Source organism: Pseudarthrobacter sp. L1SW, assembly GCF_020809045.1.
Lineage (GTDB): Bacteria > Actinomycetota > Actinomycetes > Actinomycetales > Micrococcaceae > Arthrobacter.
In genome coordinates this window covers 1295913-1318199 of sequence record NZ_CP078079.1, presented here as the reverse complement: position 1 = coordinate 1318199, position 22287 = coordinate 1295913, and the positions used below count along the sequence as shown (strand labels likewise).

The window sequence follows — 22287 nt, the reverse complement described above, 5'->3', positions numbered from 1 at the left end:
ACAAAAGGTCCAGCATGCGGACATGTGCGATTCGTCCCATTTCTGCCGCCCCACGTCGGCCTCACCGGGCCTAACGGCAGGCCCCGGCCGTCGATAGGCAAATGTCACAGCGCGTTAACAAACATCGTCGGTCCGTGAAACGCGGCATCCCTACCTTGGAGGAACAACATCCCCCGAAGGAGGTACACCGTGACTGTTGATCGCACCGCTGATGCCGGCACCGGCAATTCCCTTGACCTCGACGTGCAAGGTCCCGCAGCCGCCAGCGCACAGCCCGGCACCACCCGCACCACAGACTCCCCCGCCCTTGAATTCCGCCCCGGCCGCTGGATCGCCAACTGGGATGCCGAGAACAAGGAGCAGTGGGAAACCGCAGGCCGCTCCATTGCCCGCCGCAACCTCAACTGGTCCATCTTCGCCGAGTTCCTCGGCTTCGTCGTATGGCAGCTCTGGTCCATCGTGGTGGTCCAGCTGCCCGCAGTCGGCTTCAACTTCTCCACCTCCGAGATTTTCTGGCTCATCTCCATGCCCAGCCTGGTGGGCGCAACCCTCCGCATCCCCTACACCTTCATGGTTCCCCGCTTCGGGGGCCGCAACTGGACCATCGTGTCCGCCCTGCTGCTCCTGATCCCCGCCATCGGCCTCGGGCTCTGCGTGGCCAACCCGGAAACCCCGTTCGGCGTCATGCTGCTCGTGGCAGCCCTGGCTGGCTTCGGCGGAGGCAACTTTGCCAGCTCGATGGCCAACATCACGTTCTTCTACCCGGCCCGCGAAAAGGGCTGGGCCCTGGGCCTGAACGCCGCGGGCGGCAACATGGGTGCCGCCGTGGCACAGCTCGCCGTCCCGATTGTGATCACCCTGCTCGCCGTCGGCAGCGTCAACCTGCCCATGGCCGGCTGGATGTGGGTCCCCTTCATCCTGATCGCCGCATTCGGCGCCTTCAAATACATGGACAACCTCACCAGCGCCAAGGGTGACGTGGCCGGTTCTATCGCAGCGCTCAAGGAACCGCACCTGTGGATCATGGCACTGCTGTACATCGGCACCTTCGGTTCCTTCATCGGATTCGCCGGCGTCTTCCCCAAGCTCATCAAGGACTACTTCCCGGCCTTCTCCTCCATTGGAGTGGGCACGGTGGCACTGTCCCTCGCGTTCCTCGGTCCGCTGGTGGGTTCCCTGGCCCGGCCCTACGGCGGACGGATGGCTGACCGGATGGGCGGCGCCCGCATGACCATCGCGGCCTTCGCCTCCATGGCCGTGATCACCCTGACCATGATCTGGACCCTGCCGCTGAAGAACTTCTGGCTCTTCCTGGTCCTCTTCCTGATGCTCTTCACTGCCAGCGGCTTTGGAAACGGCGCCACCTACCGGATGATCCCGGTCATCTTCGCCACCTCCAGCCGGGCGGCACGCAACGGCGCCAACTCCGTAGCCACCCAGCGCCTGGCGTCCTCGGCACTTGGCCTCATTTCGGCCATCGGCGCCTACGGCGGCTTCGTGATCCCCCAGGTGCTGAACGCGTCGAACTCCGCCAGCGGCTCCTACACCCCCGCCTTCTACGGCTTCGTCGGGGCGTACGTCCTGATGCTGGTTGTCTGCTGGGCCTGCTACATCCGCAACGCCAACCGAAATGCGATGGGACACGTCTAACATGACCACAAGCGCCGACACGCACTGCCCTTACTGCGCCCTGCAGTGCGCCATGACGCTCACGTCTCCATCGGGCCTGGCCCCGGCTTCCCAGCCGGGGCCAGTCCCCGTGCCTGCACCGCCTGTCCTGGACACCCGGACAACGGCTTCTCCCGCCCTTGGGGCGCCCCTCGAAGTCCAGGGCCGGGACTTCCCCACCAACCGCGGCGGCCTGTGCCGCAAAGGCTGGACCTCCCCCAGCCTCCTGAACCACGCCGGCCGGATCACCGAACCCCTGTTGAAAGGCCCGGACGGCGTCCACCGGCCCATCAGCTGGGACCACGCCCTGGACCTTGTGGTCGCCGCCGTGAAGGATGCCCGCGCACGCTACGGGGCGGACGCCGTCGGCGTTTTCGGTGGCGGTGGCCTCACCAACGAAAAGGCCTACATGCTGGGGAAGTTCGCCCGGCTCGCCCTGGGCACGTCCAGGATCGACTACAACGGCCGCTTCTGCATGTCCTCCGCCGCGGCTGCCGGGATGCGGGCCTTCGGTGTTGACCGCGGCCTGCCGTTCCCGCTGGAATCATTGGACAGCGCCAGCACCATTTTGATGCTGGGTTCCAATGTGGCCGAGACCATGCCTCCCTTTGTGCAGCACCTTAAGGGAACGCGCGACGCCGGCGGGCTGATTGTCGTCGATCCGCGCCGGTCCGCCACGGCTGCTTTCACGGCCGACGGCGGAGGCCTCCACCTCCAGCCCCTGCCGGGCACCGACCTGGCCCTCCTCCTGGGCATCTCCCACGTGGTCATCCACGAGAACCTGGTGGACACTTCCTACCTCGAAGAACGCACCTCCGGCTACGGCGCCGTAGCCCGCAGCGTCAACTCCTTCTGGCCCGAACGTGTCCAGTCCCTCACCGGCGTCCCGGCCGAACTCATCCGGGAAACAGCCCGCCGGCTCGCTGCAGGGGCCCGCGAGGGTGGCAGCTACATCCTCACGGGCCGGGGTGTGGAGCAGCATGTGGACGGCACCGATACCGCGACGGCTGCCATCAACCTGAGCCTCCTGCTGGGCCTGCCCGGCTCCGCCCGCAGCGGCTATGGCACCCTCACCGGCCAGGGCAACGGCCAGGGCGGCCGCGAGCACGGCCAGAAGGCGGACCAGCTCCCCGGCTACCGCAAGATCACGGACCCCGCCGCGCGCGCCCATGTTGCCGGTGTCTGGGGCGTCCCCGAGGAGTTGATCCCCGGTCCCGGCCTGCCGGCCGTCCAGCTGCTGCAATCGCTGGGACAGCCCGACGGCGTCCGTTGCCTTTTCGTCCACGCCTCCAATATCGCCGTGGCTTCCCCCGATGCGAACGCTGTGATCCAGGGGCTCCGCAGCCTCGACTTCCTGATGGTCTGCGACTTCTTTATGTCCGAGACCGCGGCCGAGGCGGACCTCATCCTCCCGGTACTCCAGTGGGCGGAAGAGGAAGGCACCCTGACCAACCTCGAAGGGCGGGTGCTTCGCCGCCGCCGTGCCCTGGCTCCCCCGCCGGGCGCCCGCAGCGAACTCTGGATCATGGCGCGGCTGGCCGAGGCCCTGAACGCACCGTCCACGTACAGCGAAGACCCCGAAGCCGTCTTCGAGGAACTCCGCCTGGCCTCCGCCGGCGGGCTGGCCGACTACTCGGGCATCGACTACGCCATGCTGGACCGCGGTGAAGCCGCCTACTGGCCGTACCCCGCCGGCAGCACCGGGACGCCGCGACTGTTCCAGGACGCTTTCGCGCATGCGGACGGCAAAGCCGTGATGGTCCCGGTGACGCCGCGCCGCCGTCGTACTCCTGCCGCGTCCCCTGACCCGGCTGCCAAAACCATGACCCTGATCACCGGCCGCCTCCTGGAGCACTACCAGTCCGGCGCACAGACCCGTCGGGTGCCTGAGCTGCTGGCAGCGCAGCCGGAGGCGGCCGCGCAGATCCACCCGGCAGCCGCGGCATCCATGGGCATCACCGAGGGCGCACTCGTTTCGGTGGCCAACGAGCGCGGCGAGGTGGTGTGCCGTGCCCAGCTCAGCAACGCCATCCGCCCTGAGACGGTCTTCCTGCCCTTCCACTTCCCCGAGCTGGAGAGCGCCAACCGCCTCACGGAGGCCGCCACGGACCCCATCTCCGGGATGCCCGAATTCAAATTCAACACCGTGTGGGTCCGGCCCGTGGCCGTTCCCCTCCCCACCAACATGCTGCAAACGACGGAGGCCTCATGAGCGAGCAGATTGTCATTGTGGGATTCGGCCCGGTGGCCGCCCGGCTGGTGGACGAACTCCTGCCCGCGGTCCGCACCGGCCGGGCAACCCTGACCGTGGTGGGCGAGGAAGCGGAAGCGGCGTACAACCGCGTGCTGGTGGCCGACCTCGGAGTGGGCCGGACCACGGCCGAGGCCCTGGCACTGTCCGACGCCCCGGCCTTGGCCGGCGACGGGGTGGACGTCCGTCTCGGCCTCCGCGTCCGCAGGGTGGACCGGGCCCGGCAGCAGGTCATCCTCTCCGACGGCGCCGCCGTCCACTACGACCGGCTGGTCTTTGCCACCGGCTCACGCCCGGTGATTCCCAACCTCACCGGCATCAACCCGGACCCCACCCACCCGGTCCTTCCGCCAGGCGTCACGGCGCTGCGTGACCTGCGTGACGCTGGCGTGCTGCGGCAGGCAGTGGAGGGCGGCAAGCGGGTGGTGGTCCTGGGCGGCGGCGTGCTGGGCCTGGAGACGGCCCTGGCGGCGGCCGAAGAGGGCGCCACCGTCACTGTGGTCCATAACGGCCCGCACCCGCTGGGCCGCAACATCGACCGCGGCGGTGGCGCGGTCCTGGCCGCCAGCCTCCGCCGCTGCGGCGTGCGGATGGCCGGCAACGCCCGTTCCACCGGCGTGGAACACAACGCGCCCGACGGCGGTTTCTCGGCTTTGCTGCTGGACGACGGCTCCGCGATTGACGGCGACCTCCTGGTGCTGTCCTGCGGCGTCCGTCCCCGCACGGAGCTGGCCGAGGGCTGCGGGCTCTCCACGTCCGCCGGAATCCTGGTGGACCACAAGCTCCGCGCCCACCACGAGCCGCACATCTTCGCCATTGGTGACTGCGCAGAGGTGCGCTGCCCGGACCCGGGCTGCCCGTCCTGCCGCAACGCCAAAGGACCCTCAGGGCTGGTGGGTCCGGGCTGGCGGCAGGCCGAGTGGCTGGCCGAATACCTGACGCTCCTGGCAGCGGGCACCCCGGAGGAAGCCGAACTCCTGCCGACGCTGCCTGCGGAGCAGCCAGGCGTCATCGTCCTGAAGGCGCGCGGCATGAACATGGCCGTGGCCGGCGACAATTCTGCCGAGCCATGGGACGAGGACGCCCTGTCCGCCGGTGCCGTGAACGGGCGGCCGCGGCTCCACGTTGCCCAGTGGGCTGATCCGGAACATGGCCGCTACGTGAAGATGACCACCCGCGGCGGCGTCCTGGAAGGCCTTGTGGCCGTGGGAATGCCCCGGACCGCCGCCGAGCTCGTGGGGCTGTTCGAACGCAGCGCCGAACTGCCGGCAGACCGGTCCCTCCTCCTTCGCCTGGACGGCCCCGACCAGCTGCCGGGTGCCGGCGCCGCCGATCCCCAGGGGACGGTGTGCCGGTGCGCCGGCGTCAGCGGAACCGCCATCCAGGATGCGGTAGCGGAAGGCTGCTCCACCGTGGCCGAAGTGTCCAAGGCAACCCGTGCCGGCACGGGTTGCGGAGGCTGCCACGAGGACATCAAGGGACTCATCGAAAAACACTTCCAGGCGGTTCCGGCCGCCTGAACTCCGGCCCGGTGACTGAGGTTCCCCCAGCCGCTATGAGGGGTTTGCCGGGCTGGCCAGCCTGGCCAGGAAGTCCTCCGTGAAGTGCTTGACGCCGTCCCACTCGGTGTAGATGTAGTCGCGGGACGTGTCCAGGTCCGGGGAGCCCTGGTCCTTGACGATCTTCTTCATCAGCTGGCGCTTGAGGAAGTTGTAGTGGGTGTACAGCAGCGCCCCGCCGAACATGGCCACGTGCTTGGGATGCCAGCCGGTTTCCTCCTCGAACTGCGCCACTTGGCTTTCGGCGTTGGCTGCGTCCCCGTGGGCGGCCAGGCTGACCGAGACCAGGGCGGAGGGCACCTGCTCGAGTTCTGTGCGGTTTTCGCGGACGAAGTCGGCAACAAAGCCCTCGTGCTTGCCCATATGCACCGATGCCGCCACAATGATGCCGTCCTGCCCGTCCGGGAGGCTGCGCGCGTTGTGCTTGAGGTCCGCCGTTTCGGCTTCGTGCCCGTGGGCCCGGATGACGTCCGCGATGTACTCCGCGATCTGGGCTGTCTGCCCTTCAAGGCTGCCGTAGGGAATATAGATCTTAGCCATGCTCCACTGTGCGTGCAGGGCGCAGTGGAGCACTAGGGCACAACGTCCCCGTGCGGGACGGACCCGCAGACCTCCTGCGGGTTTCCACACAAAGGCCCGGCCCACCTACCGCCCGCTCCACGCTAGTCATAGTCTTCCCGGCAGGGGCCGGCCTGTCCGGCATGGACCTGGCCCCAAAACGATGGAACTTCTAGGAATTGAGGAATGCCATGCGCATAAAGTCCTTTCTCGGAGCCGCGGCCTGTAGCGTGGCGCTGATCGGCCTGAACACCGCTCCCGCCTTTGCCCAAGGGCAGGTGGAAAGAGGTACTGACCACGCGAATTCCATCTGCTCTTTCTCGGGACTAAACGACGTACCCAATGACCCGGTTGAGGGCGGACGCGTCCAGTCCTACGGCCAGATCATAAAGAGCCCCGACATCAGTCCTGCCGATATGAAGGCCCACGGCGAAGCCCCGGGCATCCTGTGCAATGGCCACAATTTCCCCTACCCGGAGGCATTCCCGCCGCCTGCGCCGTAGTCGATGATGGCCAGCCCCGGCCCACCGGGGCCGGCCACACGCAATGCGTGGACTGGCTACACCGGTTCCTTGGGGATGATGATCCACAGCACGATGTAGGCCAGTTCGCCCACCCCCACCAGCCCAAAGATGACGAAGCCCAGCCGGACCAGGAATTTCGGGAGTCCAAAGCGGGCTGCCAGGGCTGCGCAGACACCGCCAATAATCTTGCCGCGGCGTGGCCTCACGAGTGCTGTTGTCATGGCTGTTACCTAACCTTTCGTACTGCTTGATGTGTTGATACCGAAGATTTGATGCCACGTAGGTGCCCAGCGTCAACGGCCCAGGAACCCGGCCGCCACAGCGTAAATGCCCCAGAGCCCGGCCCCGAGCAGGAGGCCCAGGTAAGCCAGCACCAGCCTGGTGTCTCGAAGGTAGCAGTTTGACCTCGTGAGGCCATTCCGGCGGGCCTTCCAGTAGCCGGCGAACCCGATCGCTGCGAACACCGTCAGCGCCGCCGGACCCGCCACCCAGCCGAGCAGGGCGATCGTGGCGAAGATGCACAGCCGCAGCGGATCAAACGGTGCCGTGGGCTGTCCGTCGGGGTCGGCGCCCCCGCGGGACGGGTGCCGGGCCTTACCGGCAGCCATGAGCTCCGACGGCAGTGCTCCCGCTGCAATGCGCTTGGCATCCGATGCAGAGCTCATCATTTCCTCCTTAAACCTGGCGGACAGGGAGAAGCTGGCGGCCCGTCGCTGTACTCATCCGCTGCCCCGCCAGGGCCGGCCATGCCTGGACCGCGCAGAAGGGAGCGCACTGGTGGTCACCGGCGTCGCTCTTGGTTCCCACGTGGACACAGCACTGGGTGAGCCGTTCTTCGATCATGGTGGACATATCCATAAACGGTTTCACCATGATCCTGGTTACCCGCTCCGCGAGGAGCCGGCGGAGCCGTTGCTGCTGGCCCGGAAGCTTGCCGGCGGCCAGCGTGGTCAGCGTCCCGATGCCAAGATCGCACTGGGTGCAGATGTTTTTCCAAAGGTCGGCAGTCCGCGGGTGCGACAGCGAGGACTGCTCGCTGAGCAGGTCGAGAAGCGAAGACTTCATGAGGCTGCGCAGTTCAAGAGGGACTGCGCTGTCCGCTATCCGGTTGGCAATGCTGTCGGGATGCAGCTCCAGCCATGCCAGCAGTTGGTCATGACCGATGAGGGCCGCGAGGGACCGCCATGTTCCCGAATCGTCCTTCAGCATGTATCCCACGGACGCGCAGTGCGGATGCGAGCACGGGAGCGCCGTCAGGTCGTGCCAGGAAACTACACCGTTGGTTTGCGCCTCCAGCCTCTGGAGGACGCCCGTGTGCGTGAGCCGGTCCGTGGGGTCGATGCCGTGGCCGCGTCCTGAACCAAAGACGGGCTGCAGCGCGACTCCTCCAACGAACGGCGTCTCCAAGGCGCGCATGACCACCGCACCGACCTCACCGTCGTTGACGCCGAGCGTTGCCGTCATGGTCAGGGTGGTGAAGACCCCGGCTTCGGAGAGGCGTGCGATCGCTGCGTCTTTGAAGCGCGTCAGGTCACCGCCCCGGTGGTGGATCGAGGCTTCCTTGGACGGGCCGTCGTACTGGAGGTACACCTCCACGCGGTCCCGGTGCCTGGCCAGCAGCGAGAGCAGCCCATCATCGGTGGCGATCAGCATGCCGTTGCTGTTCACCATGATCCGGACAATCGGCCGCGCAACCAGCTCGTCCAGCAGTTCAGCGAGCTGGGGGTAGAGCGTCGGCTCCCCGCCGGACAGCATCAGCACGTCCAGGCGCCCATTCTCACGGGAAAGCCGGGTGTCGACGTTCGCCAGCACCTGGTCCAGCGGTGCGACCCCCTGCAGCTGCGGGCCGGATGCCGTGAAGCAGGTGGGGCAGCGCAGGTTGCAGTGCTCGATGATGTCCTGGAGGAGGATGCACGTGTGCTGCGTCTGCATTGCCGGAAGGCCGTAAGCATACGCCTCCGGCACCTGGCGGTAATTGCCGGCCTGGTCCGGGATGTGTTGCTTGGTGGGCGCCTGCCACTTCTCGAGGTAGCGCAGGATTTCCGGCGACTCGTCGTACAACGTGCTGACGAGTCCGTGCTCGGGGCAGCCGCGTTCCAGCCATACCCGGTCATCGCGGATCAGCAGCGCGCCGGAGAGGCGCCGCACCTGGGCGAGCGGGGGGTTCGCCTCGTGGCAATGCGGACAAAATGCGGTGACGTACCGGTGGATCCGGTCGCCGCGCAGGGGCTGGCCCGGTCCGGGCAGCTCTCGGAGAGTCATGGAAATTTCCCCCTTCAGATTCCGGCCTGCACAAGGCCAGCCACGCACAGTCCCCCGCCGAGCAGCGTGAAGATCCCCAAACCGATCAGTAGCCCTGCGCCCCAGCGGGACGTCCGGGGGTCCACCGCCAGAACAATGGCCAGCCCCAGGTAGACGGCGAGCGGTACGAAAGCAGCAGGCCCAGCGAAGAGGCTGTTGGACCATGCATAGGGCGGACCGACGCCAACCGTTGTCCATAAATAGAGGACATAGAGCAACAATGCGCCGACGACGGTTCCGAGTCCCAAGTGGCCGCCACGCGGTTGTTGCGGGAGTTCTCCCCGGCCCATCTCAGGCCCTCATCCGCGCCAGGCTGCCCACGCAGATCCCGCCGCCGAGCAGGGTGAAGATCCCCAGGCCAATGAGCAGCCCCGCCCCCAGCCGCGACGTGCGAGGCCGGACCGCCAGCAGGACGGCAACCGCCACGTACAGTGCGATCGGTACGAATGCTGCTGGCCCGGCGAGGAAGGTCTTGTAGCCCTGGTCCGGAGCGATTCCACTTGTTGTCCCGAAATAGAGGGCATAAAGGGCCGGCGTCCCTAACAGGATCCCGAGCGCCATGGAGCCCCGCCTTGGTTCCTCGCTCATGCGGCTGTCCCCTCCAACGTCGGGCGCAATGGTTTCCCGAATACCCGCAGCGTCCGCCAGAACAGCAGGGGGAGGACCGCCAGGAGGAACAACTGGGGGCGGCTCATCCCCAGCCAGAGCACCTCGTTGCCGCGGACGAATTCGACACCGAACCGGAACAGGGCATAGGAGGCCACAAAGCAGATGAAAAGGTCGCCAGGACGTGGCAGGCTGTCCCGGTAACGCCACATTGCCGCAAACGCCACAAGGTGGAAGGCAATCTCGTAGGCAAAGGACGGATGGAGTCCCACTCCGGCCTGCCCGCCGACCACTCCGGCCTGCGCCGGGGTGAGGATTATCCCCCAGGCTCCCCCGGTCGGAGTGCCTGGCAGTTCGGTAAGGAGGCAGCCGACGCGGCCGATGACCAGCGACAAGGCCACCGCAGGCGCCAGCAGGTCACCGGTCTTCCCCCGGTACCCGGTCAGCCGTTTGCCGAGGAGGACGCCAAGCCAGGCGCCCACAAGGCCGGCAAGGATACTGCGGTCACCGTTGCCCCACCAATCCGCAAGGGAAACCTGCCGCGACAAATCCCACGTGAGCACCCTGGAACCAATGGCCCCGAAAGCTACGGCGAAACCGGCAATAGGCCACAGCCGGGGATCGGACAGGCCGCGGCGGCGCTTCTCATAGGCGTAGAACAGCAGGGCTGCGAGGATTCCCAGCCCGACGAAGCCGGCATGTACCAGCCCGTTTCCCGCGAAGGGAAGCCCGATCATGTGCAGAGTGTAGCAACGGGGCGCACCCCTCCAGGGGGACTTTCGGCCCTTACATGTGGACGTGCAGGCGCCGCGCCGCTTCTGAGATCGATCCACTCAGGGAAGGGTAGACAGTAAACGTGCTGGCGACGTCGTCAACGTGCAGCTTCTGCTTCACCGCGATGGAGATAGGGAAGATCAGTTCGGACGCGTTCGGGCCCACCACCACACCGCCGATGACGGTGCCCGAGCCCTTGCGGGCGAAGATCTTGACGAAGCCGTCCCGGTGGTTGCGCATCTTGGCGCGGGCGTTGCTGCGCAGCGAGAGCTTGATGACGTCGCCCTGGTACTTGCCGGAGTCGATCTCGGCCTCGGAAACCCCTACGTTGGCAATTTCGGGCGAGGTGAAGATGTTGGAGGCCACCTGGTGCAGCTTAAGCGGGGTGACGGTGTCGCCCATGAAGTGCGCCACCGCAATGCGCCCCTGCATCGCGGCTACGGAGGCAAGCGGGAGCACGCCGGTGCAGTCGCCTGCAGCGTAGATGTTGGGGGCGGAGGTGCGCGAAACGCCGTCGACCTTGATATGGCCGCTCTCACTGAGCGCCACTCCGGCCTCCTCAAGGCCGATCCCGGCCGTGTTGGGGATGGAGCCCAGGCACAGCAGGCAGTGGCTGCCGGTGACCGTGGACCCGTCGCTGAGGGTGACCAGCACGCCGTCGTCCGTCCGTTCGACGCTCTCGGCGCGGGATCGGGACAGGACGCGGACGCCGCGGCGCTCGAACACTTCCTCCAGCACCACTGCCGCATCCACGTCGGACCCGGGAAGCACGCGGTCACGGCTGGAAATCAGGGTCACCTTGGACCCCAGCCCGTTGTAGGCAGAAGCAAACTCAGCCCCGGTGACGCCCGAACCCACCACAATCAGTTCCTCGGGGAGTTCGTCGAGGTCGTAGATCTGCGTCCAGTTGAGGATCCGCTCGCCATCCGGCCGGGCGGTGGCAAGCTCGCGCGGGTGGGCACCCACGGCCAGCAGGATGGTGTCCGCTTCGACTGTTTCGGTGCCCTCCGCCGTGAGGACCTCGATGGTGTGGTCGTCCACCAACTTGCCTGACCCTGCAAGGATCCGCACGCCCTGGTGCTCCAGGCCGTCATGGATGTCCTTCGACTGGCTGCGCGCCAGGTTCAGCAGCCGGTCGTTGATGTGCTTGAGGTCCGCGCGCATTACCGGGACAAAGTCGCCGCCGTCGACATCGAACTTCACTCCCAGCTCGCCCGCCTCGCCGACGCGCGTCATGAGGTCGGCGGTGGCGATCAGCGTCTTTGACGGGACGACGTCGGTCAGCACGGCCGATCCGCCCAGCCCGGCCCGCTCGATGATGGTGACCTGCGCCCCGAGCGAGGCGGCAACCATGGCGGCTTCGTATCCGCCGGGACCACCTCCCAGGATTGCGATCCGGGGCGAACTGAAATCTGGATGCGTAGTCACAATCAACCATTGTCCTGCAACTCCCCCGCACCGCCAAAGAAAACGGTCTCTCGGCAATCCGCGCGAAGGTGGGCGGCACCACGGGCGGCAGGATAGCTTGTACCAGTGAGTACAACTGACTTCCTGAACACTGATCCCTTCGCGGCCGCCCATGCTGCCGCTGACTACATCGCCGAGGAAACCGGCGTGGACAGCCACGACGTCGCCCTGGTGCTCGGCTCCGGCTGGGCCGAAGCAGCGGACCTGATCGGCGAGACCACCGCCACGCTGTCCGCGGAGGAGGTTCCCGGCTTCCACGCTCCTGCGGTGGAAGGCCACGTGGGCACCATCCGCTCGGTGCTGACCAAGGGCGGCAAGAGGGCCCTGGTCCTGGGCGCCAGGACGCACTACTACGAGGGCAAAGGCGTACGCGCGGTGGTGCACGGCATCCGCGCAGCAGCGGCGGCTGGCTGCAAGACCCTGGTGCTCACCAACGGCTGCGGCGGGCTGCAGGAAAACTGGACCCCCGGAACCCCGGTGCTCATCAAAGATCACATCAACCTCACCGCCGCCTCGCCGCTGGAGGGCGCCACATTTGTGGACCTGACAGATCTTTATTCGGCCCGGATCCGCGGCCTGGCCCGTGAAGTGGACGCCACCCTGGAGGAAGGCGTCTACGCCCAGTTCCCCGGCCCGCACTACGAGACTCCTGCCGAGGTGCAGTATGCCAAGCGCATCGGCGCGGACCTGGTGGGCATGTCCACGGCGCTGGAGGCCATCGCCGGGCGGCACGCCGGGATGGAGGTGTTCGGAATCTCACTGGTCACCAACCTTGCCGCCGGGATTAGCCCCCAGCCCCTGAGCCACCAGGAAGTCATCGAGTCCGGACAGGCGGCAGGGCCCCGGATTTCCAAGCTGCTCGCCGAAATCATCGCCCGGCTCTAAGGCGGGGCACCGCTTCGGTGAATTTTCCGCTTTCCGCGGGAGGCGGCACAGCTTCGGCGCCCAATGACGATAGGTTTATGCCCATGACGTCTTCCGATGCCGATTTCCGCCTGCTCAATGAAGCCCGCGAATGGGCTGCCCAAGACCCGGATCCCGTCACGTCGGCTTCCCTCCTGGAACTCGTCCAACTCGTTGACAACGGCGTCCCCGCCGCACGCCAGGAACTGGCGGACAGCTTCCGCGGCACGCTGCAGTTCGGAACGGCGGGACTCCGCGCCGCCCTGGGTCCGGGCCCCAACCGGATGAACCGGGTGGTGGTGCGCCGCGCTGCTGCCGGCCTGGCGGACTTCCTGCTCTCGGCGGTGGGCGACGCCTCGCCGGGAACGCGGCCGCGCGCCGTCGTCGGCTATGACGCCCGCTACAACTCGGACATCTTCGCGGAAGAAACGGCCGCTGTCTTCACGGCCGCCGGGATCGAGACCTTCCTGATGCCGGCGGCGCTGCCCACGCCCCTGCTGGCCTACGCCGTCCGGGCGCTGGAGTGCGACGGCGGGGTCATGGTGACAGCCAGCCACAACCCTCCGCAGGACAACGGCTACAAGGTGTACCTGGGCCGCCACGCCGTCACGGACAGCGGCAACGGCGCCCAGATCGTGGCCCCCTATGATGCTGAGATCGCGGCCCGGATCAACGCCGTGGGCCCGCTGGAATCCATCACCCTGGCCCCCTCCGGCTGGACCGTCCTGGACGGCTCCCTTGCGTCGGACTACGAACGGGACACCGCCGCGCTTGCCCTGCCGGAACACTTCCCTGCCCGCGACCTGCGCATCGTCCTGACCCCCCTGCACGGCGTGGGCGGCGGGACTGCACTGGCCGTGCTGAACGCGGCAGGTTTCACGGACATCACGCTGGTGGCGGAACAAGCCGAGCCGGACCCGGACTTCCCCACGGTCAGCTTCCCGAACCCGGAAGAGCCCGGGGCGCTGGACCTGGCACTGGAAGCCGCTGAGCGGCAGGCCGCGGACATCGTGATCGCCAATGATCCCGACGCCGACAGGGCCGCCGTTGCGGCAAAGGACCCGGACACCGGCGCGTGGCGGATGCTCCGCGGGGACGAAGTGGGTGCGCTGCTTGGCGCGCACATCGCCGCGCGGCTTGCCGCACGCGGGAGCACGGACGACGGCGGCACTGACGAGGGCGCCAAGGGAGTGTTCGCGAATTCGATTGTGTCCTCAAGGCTGCTGGCCCGCATCGCCGCTGCCGCCGGATACGCCCACCAGGAGACCCTGACCGGGTTCAAGTGGATTTCCCGGGTTCCCGGACTGGTGTACGGCTACGAGGAGGCGCTGGGCTACTGCGTGGCGCCGGACCTGGTGCGGGACAAGGACGGCATTTCCGCTGCCCTCCTGATTGCGGAACTCGCCGCGGCGGCCAAAGCTGACGGTAAATCCGTCTTTGACACCTTGGACGAGCTCTACCTGCAGCACGGCCTGCACGCCAGCGACCAGCTCAGCATCAGGGTTGCAGACCTCGGGCTCCTGGACGCCATGATGAACCGGCTGAGGGTTTCCCCGCCGGAGACGTTCGGGTCGTCCGCAGTCGAGGTTTACGCAGATCTTGCCGAGGGCAGCGACGGGCTTCCGCCTACTGACGGCCTGCTGTACGTCACCCGCAACCTCACCAGGGTGATTATCCGGCCCAGCGGCACCGAGCCCAAGCTCAAGTGCTACCTCGAGGTAATCCACCACGTGGGCTCCGCGGCCGAACTGCCGGCTGCCCGGCAGGCGGCGCGGGCGGCGCTGGACGAGGTGCTCCGCGACGTCAGCGAAGCCCTGGGGCTCTAGCCCCTGCTACAGCTCGATCTCGATGACGCCGCCTGCAATGCGGGTCCGGAACGTGGCAAGGCTCAGGTCCGGGCTGCTGAAGCATTCCCCGGTTTCGAGGTCGTAGACCTCTTTGTGGAGCGGCGAAGCGATGGTGGGACGGGCACCCCGTGATCCCAGGATTCCGCGTGCCATGACATGCGCACCGGTTGCAGGGTCCTCATGGGCCACGGCGAAAACCTCATTGGCGCCGGTGCGGAAGAGGGCCACCTGGCGTCCAGCGACCAGGGCGGCTTCACCCCAGGCAAGCTCCAGGTCGTCCACCCGGCAGACTGTGTGCCAGCCGGATACGGCCTCGTCCAGGCCGGCTTCAAATGCCCCAAGTTCCAGTGTTGCCGTCATGTCCGGTTCCTCTCCCTCTGCGTGTAATCCTTCTCAGCAGCCACCTCTGCGGCCGTGTTCCACGCTAGGCTCCGGGTGTTTCAGCGGCATGCGCTGAATGTGTCCAGCGCGTAAAAGACACCTAACCCGGCCGGAAATGCGTTCGTGATGCAGAAGTTAAGTTGGCGAAACAATTGGGAAACTGAAGCGAAACTGCGTCTCCCTAGTCTGGATGGACAGCTCGTCAGAGAAGGCTGCAGGAAAACTGCCTGCGGCCCATGCGAAAGGCCCATCAGTGACCGAACAGACTTCAAGCACAGAGACTCCGCGCCGCATCGTCGTCGCCGGCGGCGGCCCCGCGGCCCACCGTTTTGCGGACGCAATGCATGCCCGTGGCCTCAATGGCTGGCATGTCACGGTCCTCACTGAGGAAGCCCACCTCCCCTACGACCGCGTTGCCCTGTCCAAGGCCCTGACAGATAAGGACGTCGACCTGACGCTGGGGACGGCGTCCATGTGGGAGCATCCTTCCCTGGAGCTCAAGACCGGCGAGCGCGTCGTCAAGATCAACGCCGAAGCCAAGAGCGTGGAAACTGCGGCCGGCCACGTCTTCGAATATGACGAACTGGTGGTGGCCACCGGTTCCAATGCCGCCCGCCTTCCCATCCCCGGCGCGGACAAGACGCACGTCTACCGCACCCTCGAAGACGTGTGGGCCATCAACGAGGCCATTGCCGGGCTGAAGGAGAAGCTGGGCCGCAAGGTCAACGCCGTCACCATCGGGGGCGGGCTCCTGGGCCTCGAGTCCGCCGCCGGCACCGAGCAGCTGGGCGCCAACCCGATCGTCATCGACGGTTCGCAGTGGCTGATGGCCACCCAGCTGGACGAGGGCGCCGGCCAGGCCATGGGGAGGCTCATCAAGGCCAAGGGCTTCGAGGTGCACGGCGGTGTGTTCCCGTCCGAGGTTCTCTCGGATGACGACGGCCAGGTCACCGGCGTCCTCATGGCAGACGGCCGCATCATCGACGCGGACATGGTCATTGTGGCCATCGGCGTCCGGCCCCGCGACGAACTCTTCCGCGCCGCCGAGGGCGAGGAACAGGTGTTCAGCCTGGGTCCCCGCGGCGGCGTGGTCATCAACGACTACTGCGAAACCGAAGTGCCGGGCATCTGGGCCATCGGTGAAGTGGCCAACTACGGCGGAATGTGCCTGGGCCTGGTGGCCCCCGCCAACACCATGGCGGAGATCGTGGCCGACCGCCTCCACGGCGGGGACGCCACCTTCCCCGGCTTCGACACCGCCACCAAGCTGAAGCTCTCGGGCGTGGACGTTGCCAGCTTTGGGGACGCCTTCGCCAAGACCGAGCACGCCATTGAGATTGTCTACGCGGACCCGGCGCGCGGCGTGTACCAGAAGATCGTCACCACCGACGACGCCAAGACCCTCCTGGGCGGCATCTTCGTCGGCGACGCCTCACCGTACATGAGCCTGCGCCCCCTGCTGGGCCGCGAACTTCCCGCCGAGCCCGGCGCTTTCCTCAGTGCCGCCGGCGGCGGTGAGGCCCCCGAGACCGAACTGCCCGACGACGCCACCCTCTGCTCCTGCAACAACGTCACCGCCGGAACCATCCGGGACACGATCAACGGCTGCGGCGCCTGTGAAGGCAACGCGCCGGTCCAGGAACTGGGCGAGCTGAAGGGCTGCACCCGCGCCGGGACCCAGTGCGGTTCCTGCGTGCCGATGCTGAAGAAACTGCTGGAAACCGAACTGACCAAGTCCGGCGTCGAGGTCTCCAAGGCCCTCTGCGAGCACATCGAACTGTCCCGCCAGGAACTGTTCGACGCCATCCGCGTCCTGGAACTGACCTCCTTCGAGGAGATCATGGCCAAGTACGGCACCGGCGCAGGCTGCGACATCTGCAAGCCCACCATCGCCAACATCCTGGCCAGCCAGAACAGTGCCTACGTCCTGGACGCCGGCCGCGGCACCCTGCAGGACACCAACGACCGCGCCCTGGCCAACATGCAGAAGGACGGCACCTACTCGGTGGTCCCCCGCATCGCCGGCGGCGAAATCACCCCCAAGAAGCTCGGCGTCATCGCGGCCGTGGCCGAGAAGTACAACCTGTACACCAAGATCACCGGTGGCCAGCGGATCGACATGTTCGGCGCCCGCCTGGAGCAGCTCCCCGAAATCTGGAAGGAACTGGTGGACGCCGGCTTCGAATCCGGCCAGGCCTACGGCAAGAGCCTGCGCACCGTGAAGTCCTGCGTCGGATCCACCTGGTGCCGGTTCGGCGTCCAGGACTCGGTAGCCATGGCCATCCAGCTGGAACTGCGCTACCGCGGCCTCCGCAGCCCGCACAAGCTCAAGATGGGCGTCTCCGGCTGCGCCCGTGAATGCGCCGAGGCCCGCGGCAAGGACGTCGGCGTCATCGCCACCGCGGACGGCTGGAACCTGTACGTCGGCGGCAACGGCGGCGCCACCCCGGCCCACGCCCAGCTGCTGGCCAAGGACCTGGACGACGAAACGCTGATCAAGTACATCGACCGCTACTTCATGTACTACATTCGCACCGCGGACCGCCTCCAGCGCACCGCGCGCTGGCAGGAAGAGCTCGACGGCGGCATCAAGCACGTCGAGGACGTGGTGGTCAAGGACACCCTGGGCATCGCCGCGGACCTCGAAGCTGCCATGGCCAAGCACGTGGACACCTACATCGACGAATGGGCAGACACCCTCAAGGACCCCGAGCGACTGCGCCGGTTCCGCTCCTTCGTCAACGCGCCCGACCAGAAGGACGACTCCATCACCTTCGTCCCGGACGAGCGCGGCCAGATGCGCCCCGCCACGCCCGAAGAAAAAGGCAAAGTCCTGATCGGCGCTTCCATTCCAGTCCGGCCGGGCACGCCGGAACCCATCAGGAACGAGGTATAGGCATGCAGCTCAGCATTGATCTCACCGGACGGGAAGTACTGGTTACCGGCTCCGACCACGCCGCCCGGCAGGCCGTACGCCGTTACGAAGCCGCGGGCGCCGTCGTCTACCGCCTCAGCACCCCCCAGGGGGCAGGACATGATGGCCCGCTGCCCGAACGCCCCTTCCTGGTGGCAGCGGTCGACGACGGACAGCCCGGCTGGGAGTCCCTGCTGGACCGGTGCCGCACCACCGGCATCCCGGTGGCGGCTGAGCCAGCCGCCGGCCCTGCCGGCCATGTCACCCTGGTGGGCGGCGGACCCGGAACCACCGAGCTGCTCACCGTCGCTGCCATCAAAGCACTGCGCGATGCCGACGTCGTCTTCTATGACCGGCTGGCCCCGTACCAGGAGCTGCCGTCCATGACCTCGGCAGAGCTGGTGGACGTCGGCAAGAAGCCCGGCCACCACAAAGTAAGCCAAGGGGACATTGAGAAGCTCATGGTGGAAAGTGCCCTCGCCGGCAACAACGTGGTCCGCCTCAAGGGCGGGGACCCCTACGTGTTCGGCCGCGGGGGCGAGGAAGTTGCCGCCTGCGTTGCCGCCGGCGTCAAGGTCCGCGTCATCTCGGGCGTCACCAGCGCCATCTCCGTCCCGGCCGCTGCCGGGATCCCGGTGACCCACCGCGAAGTCAGCCACATGTTCACCGTGGTTTCCGGCCACGCCCCGCTGACCGAAAAGGAGCACAAGCACCTGGCCGGACTGGGCGGGACCATCGTGGTGCTGATGGGCATCGGAACCCTCCACCAGCTGGCCGCTGGACTGCGCAGGGCGGGAATGCGCGCTGACATGCCCATGGCCGTCGTCGAACGCGGCTACCGCCCCGGCCAGCGCACCACCATCGCCGATCTTGGCACCATCACCGCGGCAGCCGCCGGGTGCAGCAACCCCGCCGTGCTTGTCATCGGCGAGGTGGTTCGGGTGGCTGAGGCCAACCGCGGGCATGCCGAGGCCGCCGCCGACCTGGACAGGCTGGCGGCCTCGCTGCTCGGTTCATGAAAGGATTGACCCCCATGACTGCACTTGCACCGGCCGAAACACCGCAGGTCGAACAAAGGGCTGAAGAAGCACCGGACACCGCCGAGTCGCCCCTGGAGGGCTTCCGCATCGGCGTAACCTCGGACCGCCGCTCCAGCGACCTCATCGAGGCCCTGGAGCGCCGCGGCGCCGAAGTACTGCACGCCCCCGCGCTGAAGATCGCCCCCGTGCAGGAGGACATGCGGCTCATCGAGGACACCAAGGCCATCATCGCCGCCAGGCCTGACCTCTGCATTGCCACCACCGCCTACGGCATGCGCCGGTGGTGCGAGGCAGCGGATTCCTTCGGGATCGGCGAGCAGCTGCTGGACACCCTGGGCGCCTGCCGGATGTTCGTGCGTGGGCCCAAAGCCCGCGGCGCCGTGCGCGCGGCCGGCCTTGCCGACGTCGGAATCAGCAGCGACGAAACCACCGCAACACTGGTGGACATGCTGCTGGCCGAGGGCGTCCGGGGCAAGACCGTGGCCGTGCAGCTGCACGGCTACACCGACGTGCGGCAGCTGGAGCGCCTGCGGATGTCCGGCGCCACCGTCCTGACAGTCACGCCCTACCGCTGGGTCAAGCCCGACGGCGAGGACCGGCTTCCCCGGCTCATTGAAGCTGCGTGCAGCGGAAACCTGGATGTCCTCACCTTCACCAGCGCGCCCGCCGTCGATGCCCTGTGGAGCACTGCCCACGAGATGGGCGTGTACAAGCAACTAATCGACAGCCTGAAGACGAACGTCACCACTGCCGTGGTGGGCCCGGTCACGGCGCAGCCGCTGCTGGATGCCGGCGTGACCCCGCTGATCCCGGAACGCTTCCGGATGGGCGCCCTGATCCGGCTGGTGTGCGAGCACCTCGCCCTGAACCACGTCCGGCGGCTGGACACCAGGTCCGGCAGCATCGAACTGCGCGGCCGCAGCCTCCGCATCGACGGCCAGGTGGTGGAACTGGCGCCCGCTCCCCTGCTGCTCCTGCGCGCCCTGCTCGGTGCGGGCGGCGCGGTCCTGTCCCGCGAATCGCTGTCCGACCTGCTGGAACTGCGCGGGTCCGTCCACGCACTGGACATGACCGTGAGCCGGCTCCGCTCGTCCCTGCCGGACGGGCGGCTCGTGGAGACCGTGGTGAAGCGCGGGTACCGGATCCGCGTCTAGTTGTACTGCTCCAGCTGCGCGGCGGCGGGCAAATGTGTCCGCTGCGCGCGCGGATGAGAGGCAGGTCACTGGTTCTGTTACCGGCCGGTAAACACTGGCGAACACGGCCCTGATAAACAGCAACTGCGGGGAAACACCCCGGAAAAGGCGCGGGCCTACGCTGGGTTCCACCACGAAGTTCCGGCCGCTTCCGGCCGCCAGCGAAAGGGCCAGCACATGTCCGCTCCGGCACCCTCCACCTCCACCGCCGCCGCCACCACCCGCATCGTCATTGCAGGGGCCGGCCCAGCTGCCCAGGCACTGGTCAGCCAGCTTGACCGCGCCCGTTTCACCGGCACCATCACGGTCCTGAGCAACCGGGACGACACGCCGGCCGAACTGCTGGAGCTGGCCATGCTGCCCCAGGTTTCCGTCCGGTTCGGGCAGCCAGCCAGCCACATCGACGCCGTGAACCGTACAGTAGCCACGGCGGACGGCCTGGAATTTGCGTACGACCAGCTGGTCATCGCCACCGGCTCGGCACCGGTGGCCAGCCCCGTCCAGGGCGCAGGCCAGTGCCTGAGCTACTCCACCATCGACGACGCCGCCCGGGTCGGCGAGGCCGTCAGCCAGGTGGCCAGGGAGCTGGGCCGGCGTCCGCTGGGAATCCTGGTGGGCACCGGTGCCGCGGCTGGCCAGGCGGAGGCCGTTCTCCGGGCCCGCGGCGTGCGCCCCATCCGTACGACGGCCCGCCCAGCCTCCGTGATCCCTGCCCCTTCAACGACGGGCTTTGCCGCCTCCGGTGTGGTTTTCGAGGACGGCAGCAGCATGTACGGCGACCTGGTGGTCCTGGCCGAGGAACGCGAATCCCGGGACGACCTCGCCGCCAGTGCGGGCCTGGAGACAGCGGCCACCGGCGGGATCGTCATCAGCCAGGACTTCCGGACCTCCGTACCGGGCATCTGGGCCATCGGCGACGCCGCAGCGTTCGACGGCGTCCGGCTGGGCCTGCTGGTGGCCGCAGCTTCTGCTGCGGGCGCCTGCGCCACCCAGCTGCTGACGGCCTCCGCTCCAGTTACGCTTCCAGCCGCGGCCTGACTGCCCGCCAGGCTGCCGGGGCTGCGCGTCCTGGTGACCTGCGCCGGCGGCTCCGTGCGGCTGTGGCAAGATGGTTCCGAAACGAGTCGAGGGCGTTACAACGCCCGGCCCACAGGCCCTTGGAGAGGACCATCATGAGCAACGAAGCCACCCCTTCCGTTCAGGCAGCAGCCACCGGCGCCGCAGGTTCAGGCAGCATAGCGTCCTTCATCGACCACACGCTGCTGAAGCCGGAGGCAAGCGAGGCTGACGTCCTCAAGGTCTGCGCGGAAGCCGCGGAATACGGCTTCAAGTCCGTCTGCGTCAACCCCATCTGGGTCAAAACGGTGAAGAAGGCCCTCAAGGGATCCGGCGTCCTGACCTGCTCAGTGGTGGGGTTCCCGCTGGGTGCCACCCCCACCGACGTCAAGACCTTCGAAGCCCGTGGCGCAGTGTTGGACGGTGCGGACGAAGTGGACATGGTCATCAGCATCGCCGCCGCCCGGGCCGGGGACAAAGGGGCGCTTGTCGAGGACATCGCCTCGGTGGCGGAGGCGGTCCACGCCAGCGGGGCCATCCTGAAGGTCATCATCGAGACCGCGTTGCTCACCGACAGCCAGAAGGTCATCGCCTGCGAGGCAGCAGTGGAGGCAGGCGCAGACTTCGTGAAGACCTCAACGGGGTTCAATGGCGGTGGCGCGACGGTGGAGGACATCGCCCTGATGCGCAAGACTGTGGGCCCTGGTTTGGGCGTCAAGGCCTCCGGCGGAGTGCGGTCCCTTGCAGACGCGCAGGCTATGATTGCAGCAGGTGCAACACGTATTGGTGCCAGCTCCGGAATTGCCATTGTCAAGGGTGAACAGGGTTCATCCGCGTACTGAGGGAAACCGGACGCGGCACACAGATTGAGCCCCGCGGGGCCGAGGAGGAATTAATGTCCAGCAAGATTACGGCGTCCAACGACGGCACGGATTCCGGCCGCGGAGCACAGCAGGGCACGCTGCAGACTCCCCAGAATGAGAACAAGCTCGGGACCAGCATCCTCCTGTTCGTGGTCTGCATCGCCCTGTTCTTTGGTGCCGTGTACTCGCTTTCCTTCCTCACGCTGGACAACCCCTGGCCGATGGCTGTCTGCATCGTGCTGTTCGCCCTGGCCTTCTGGATTCCGCAGACCGTCCTGGGACGCTCCGACTCCGCCGGCGAGCACTAGCCCACCCCAACCAGGTAGCGCTAAGTGTCGTTTTGACGCTCCAAAACGACACTTGCCGCTACCTACTTGGGCAC

The 22287-nt window shown here is 67.3% G+C and carries 21 protein-coding genes; 12 read left to right on the top strand and 9 right to left on the bottom strand.

Annotation, left to right across the window (positions count from 1 at the left end; all coding sequences use genetic code 11):
- Positions 1-189: 189 nt before the first annotated feature.
- The 3 genes from KTR40_RS06120 to KTR40_RS06110 are packed head-to-tail and all read left to right on the top strand — an operon-like array spanning position 190 to position 5439.
- Positions 190-1650 (top strand): MFS transporter, encoded by a 1461-nt coding sequence (locus tag KTR40_RS06120; RefSeq protein WP_228405611.1) that lies wholly within the window; start codon positions 190-192, stop codon positions 1648-1650.
- A gap of 1 nt (position 1651) precedes the next feature.
- A complete protein-coding gene (locus KTR40_RS06115) occupies positions 1652-3880 on the top strand; it encodes a molybdopterin oxidoreductase family protein (protein ID WP_228405610.1) in 2229 nt (742 codons plus the stop codon).
- Positions 3877-5439: an FAD-dependent oxidoreductase gene (locus KTR40_RS06110; RefSeq protein ID WP_228405609.1), complete on the top strand. Its 1563-nt coding sequence runs from the start codon at positions 3877-3879 to the stop codon at positions 5437-5439. The genes KTR40_RS06115 and KTR40_RS06110 overlap by 4 nt, the downstream gene beginning before the upstream one ends.
- Before the next feature lie 33 nt (positions 5440-5472).
- Here the strand turns inward: KTR40_RS06110 and KTR40_RS06105 are convergent, their stop codons facing one another.
- The gene (locus tag KTR40_RS06105; protein ID WP_228405608.1) at positions 5473-6018 is read right to left on the bottom strand and encodes a flavodoxin domain-containing protein; all 546 of its coding nucleotides are present in this window, start codon (positions 6016-6018) and stop codon (positions 5473-5475) included.
- A 209-nt stretch (positions 6019-6227) separates the two neighbouring features.
- Between KTR40_RS06105 and KTR40_RS06100 the strand changes: the two genes are divergently transcribed.
- A complete protein-coding gene (locus KTR40_RS06100) occupies positions 6228-6539 on the top strand; it encodes a hypothetical protein (RefSeq protein ID WP_228405607.1) in 312 nt (103 codons plus the stop codon).
- Between the two features lie 56 nt (positions 6540-6595).
- On the opposite strand, the gene KTR40_RS06095 is transcribed toward KTR40_RS06100, so the two are convergent.
- The 7 genes from KTR40_RS06095 to KTR40_RS06065 all read right to left on the bottom strand — a co-directional run bounded on the left by KTR40_RS06095 (position 6596) and on the right by KTR40_RS06065 (position 11669).
- On the bottom strand, positions 6596-6781 hold the full coding sequence (locus KTR40_RS06095; protein ID WP_139028577.1) for a PspC domain-containing protein: 186 nt from the start codon (positions 6779-6781) through the stop codon (positions 6596-6598).
- A gap of 72 nt (positions 6782-6853) precedes the next feature.
- Positions 6854-7225 carry a hypothetical protein gene (locus tag KTR40_RS06090; RefSeq protein WP_228405606.1) on the bottom strand — a complete coding sequence of 124 codons (372 nt, stop codon included), beginning with the start codon at positions 7223-7225 and terminating at the stop codon, positions 6854-6856.
- A gap of 10 nt (positions 7226-7235) precedes the next feature.
- The gene (locus KTR40_RS06085; protein ID WP_228405605.1) at positions 7236-8822 is read right to left on the bottom strand and encodes a radical SAM protein; all 1587 of its coding nucleotides are present in this window, start codon (positions 8820-8822) and stop codon (positions 7236-7238) included.
- Between the two features lie 14 nt (positions 8823-8836).
- A complete protein-coding gene (locus KTR40_RS06080) occupies positions 8837-9109 on the bottom strand; it encodes a hypothetical protein (RefSeq protein ID WP_228405604.1) in 273 nt (90 codons plus the stop codon).
- 43 nt (positions 9110-9152) lie between these two features.
- Positions 9153-9449: a hypothetical protein gene (locus KTR40_RS06075; protein WP_228405603.1), complete on the bottom strand. Its 297-nt coding sequence runs from the start codon at positions 9447-9449 to the stop codon at positions 9153-9155.
- The gene (locus KTR40_RS06070) at positions 9446-10204 is read right to left on the bottom strand and encodes a prolipoprotein diacylglyceryl transferase (RefSeq protein WP_139028572.1); all 759 of its coding nucleotides are present in this window, start codon (positions 10202-10204) and stop codon (positions 9446-9448) included. Before KTR40_RS06070 ends, KTR40_RS06075 begins: the two co-directional genes overlap by 4 nt.
- A gap of 49 nt (positions 10205-10253) precedes the next feature.
- Positions 10254-11669: an NAD(P)H-quinone dehydrogenase gene (locus KTR40_RS06065; RefSeq protein WP_139028571.1), complete on the bottom strand. Its 1416-nt coding sequence runs from the start codon at positions 11667-11669 to the stop codon at positions 10254-10256.
- Between the two features lie 105 nt (positions 11670-11774).
- Between KTR40_RS06065 and KTR40_RS06060 the strand changes: the two genes are divergently transcribed.
- The gene (locus tag KTR40_RS06060; RefSeq protein ID WP_228405602.1) at positions 11775-12593 is read left to right on the top strand and encodes a purine-nucleoside phosphorylase; all 819 of its coding nucleotides are present in this window, start codon (positions 11775-11777) and stop codon (positions 12591-12593) included.
- A gap of 83 nt (positions 12594-12676) precedes the next feature.
- Positions 12677-14437 carry a phospho-sugar mutase gene (locus tag KTR40_RS06055; protein ID WP_171058954.1) on the top strand — a complete coding sequence of 587 codons (1761 nt, stop codon included), beginning with the start codon at positions 12677-12679 and terminating at the stop codon, positions 14435-14437.
- Positions 14438-14443: 6 nt separating this feature from the next.
- On the opposite strand, the gene nirD is transcribed toward KTR40_RS06055, so the two are convergent.
- Positions 14444-14818, bottom strand: a complete 375-nt coding sequence (gene nirD / locus KTR40_RS06050; protein WP_228405601.1) for a nitrite reductase small subunit NirD — start codon at positions 14816-14818, stop codon at positions 14444-14446.
- A gap of 274 nt (positions 14819-15092) precedes the next feature.
- Here nirD and nirB point away from each other — a divergent pair, with 274 nt between their 5' ends.
- The 6 genes from nirB to KTR40_RS06020 all read left to right on the top strand — a co-directional run bounded on the left by nirB (position 15093) and on the right by KTR40_RS06020 (position 22213).
- Positions 15093-17735 (top strand): nitrite reductase large subunit NirB, encoded by a 2643-nt coding sequence (nirB, locus tag KTR40_RS06045; protein ID WP_228405600.1) that lies wholly within the window; start codon positions 15093-15095, stop codon positions 17733-17735.
- 2 nt (positions 17736-17737) lie between these two features.
- Positions 17738-18772 carry a uroporphyrinogen-III C-methyltransferase gene (gene cobA / locus KTR40_RS06040; protein ID WP_139028566.1) on the top strand — a complete coding sequence of 345 codons (1035 nt, stop codon included), beginning with the start codon at positions 17738-17740 and terminating at the stop codon, positions 18770-18772.
- A gap of 14 nt (positions 18773-18786) precedes the next feature.
- Complete coding sequence (locus KTR40_RS06035) at positions 18787-19947, top strand: uroporphyrinogen-III synthase (RefSeq protein WP_139028565.1); 1161 nt, start codon at positions 18787-18789, stop codon at positions 19945-19947.
- A gap of 216 nt (positions 19948-20163) precedes the next feature.
- Positions 20164-21024, top strand: a complete 861-nt coding sequence (locus KTR40_RS06030) for an FAD-dependent oxidoreductase (RefSeq protein WP_228405599.1) — start codon at positions 20164-20166, stop codon at positions 21022-21024.
- Positions 21025-21158: 134 nt separating this feature from the next.
- The gene (gene deoC / locus KTR40_RS06025) at positions 21159-21884 is read left to right on the top strand and encodes a deoxyribose-phosphate aldolase (protein WP_139028563.1); all 726 of its coding nucleotides are present in this window, start codon (positions 21159-21161) and stop codon (positions 21882-21884) included.
- Positions 21885-21937: 53 nt separating this feature from the next.
- Positions 21938-22213, top strand: coding sequence for a hypothetical protein (locus KTR40_RS06020; protein ID WP_139028562.1), 276 nt, complete (start codon positions 21938-21940; stop codon positions 22211-22213).
- Positions 22214-22287: the final 74 nt, after the last annotated feature.